This is a genomic window from Mesorhizobium sanjuanii (assembly GCF_002529485.1).
GTDB lineage: Bacteria > Pseudomonadota > Alphaproteobacteria > Rhizobiales > Rhizobiaceae > Mesorhizobium > Mesorhizobium sanjuanii.
Genome location: NZ_NWQG01000315.1, coordinates 1 through 1,735, shown reverse-complemented (window position 1 = coordinate 1,735; position 1,735 = coordinate 1). Strand labels below are relative to the sequence as shown.

General features: G+C 62.0%; 1 protein-coding gene. It reads left to right on the top strand.

Annotation, left to right across the window (positions count from 1 at the left end):
* Window positions 1-119: 119 nt before the first annotated feature.
* Window positions 120-1,688 carry an FGGY-family carbohydrate kinase gene (locus tag CN311_RS31650; RefSeq protein WP_097577487.1) on the top strand — a complete coding sequence of 523 codons (1,569 nt, stop codon included), beginning with the start codon at window positions 120-122 and terminating at the stop codon, window positions 1,686-1,688.
* Window positions 1,689-1,735: the final 47 nt, after the last annotated feature.

Below are 1,735 nucleotides of genomic sequence, written 5' to 3'. Positions count from 1 at the left end.
AATCTGATTGACAATTTTTCTCGGTCAAATAGCCTAACTCCAGAGGAGAATGCCGGGGTGGGAATTCGCGTTCCTTGCGCATCGATTGGAGACGATGCGTGCCGGTGTGAGGAGGAACCATGCGGGAGCGCCTTGTTGGCATCGATGCCGGTGGGACGATGACGAAAGTCGTTCTGTTTGACGTCCACGGAAATGAAGTCGCCAGTGAGCGGCGGGCCAACGTGATGTTGTTGCCGCACGAGGGCTGGACGGAACGCGATGCGGATAGAATGTGGCGCGCAACGTGCGAGTGCGTCAGGACCTTGCTGGAAAAGACCGGTACCGATCCCGGGGACATAGTCGCCGTCACGCCTTCCGGCTATGGCGGCGGCGTCTATCTGGTCGACGGTCGCGGAACTCCTGTTCGAAACGCGCTGGTTTCCACTGATACCCGATCGATTCCGCTGATTGCACGGTGGACGGCAACTGGCCGCGCCGCCGCGGTCTCTTGGCACATTCAGCAACAGATCTGGCCCGGTCAGACATTGCCGATCCTTGCATGGATGCAGGAGAACGAGCCGGACGTCCTGCGCCGCACGGCACATGTCATGTCGTGCAAGGACTTCCTGCGCATGCGTCTTTGTGGCGATATCTCGACCGACCCGACAGATGCGGGGTGCGCCGGCATCATCAATGTCTCCCGCTCCGAAGTATCGCGCGAAGCCTTCGAGGAGGCTGGCCTCACGTCATGGCTCGACAAGCTGCCGCCGATCGGTCCCGGAGTGGAGATCGTCGGTGGCATCAGCGACGAAGCTGCCGGACAGACGGGCCTGCGTGCCGGCACGCCGGTCGTGCGCGGCGTGTACGACGTTGTCGGTTGCTCGCTCGCTTCGGGCGTCGAGCGTCCGGACCAGCTTGCCGCGGTCGCCGGGACGTTCAGCATTCACTCGACCGTTCACGCCAAGCCGTCGCTGAACCCACTGCCGACGATCCAGACGCCTTATCCGGTAGCAGGCCAGGTTCTGGCGACCATGGCGACGCCGACCTCCGCGAGCAATCTGGAATGGATGTGCAAGACCATGCTTTCGGCCGAAGCGCAGCGAGCGCTGCTCGAAGGCCGCAGCGTCTACGATATCTGCAACGATCTGGTTGCGGGAGCGCTGGCGCGCGACAACAACATCCTCTTCTTTCCCTTCCTCTATGATGGTCCCAAGGGTGCTCCTGCGGGGTTTCTCGGGCTGAAGGCGGGCGTTTCGCTCGCCGATGTCGTGCGGGCGGTCTACGAGGGCGTGGTTTTCGCCCATCGTTATGACATGTCCTATCTGCTCGACGGCCCGGATGCCGCCAACCCCAAGGTCATCCGTCTCGCCGGCGGTCCCTCACGAAGTGCTGTCTGGGCGCAGATGTTCGCCGACGGTCTCGGTCTTCCCATCGAGATCGCCAACGGAACCGAGTTCGGGGCCAAGGGCGCTTCAATCTGCGCTTCCGTGGCGACTGGCATCCATGCCGATATTCCGGCGGCGATCGCAGCCATGGTTCGCATCGATCAGCGGTTCGAGCCGGATTCGGTGCGGGCGAAAGTATTGACCGCGAAGTACAACATCTACCGCAACGCCATCGACGTCATTGCCCCCCTTTGGTCGCAAGCCGAGGTCCAGGATGCTCAGCATGAAATCAGCCGGTCCAGGCCGGCGCTTGCTGTGGTCTGACCTGCCGCTCATGAGCCATTCGATGTTTTATGGAAGGTATTGCGACG

Coding starts and splice junctions, on each gene's coding strand:
- CN311_RS31650 (WP_097577487.1), top strand. CDS start 120: ATGCGGGAGCGCCTTGTTGGCATCGATGCCGGTGGGACGATGACGAAA.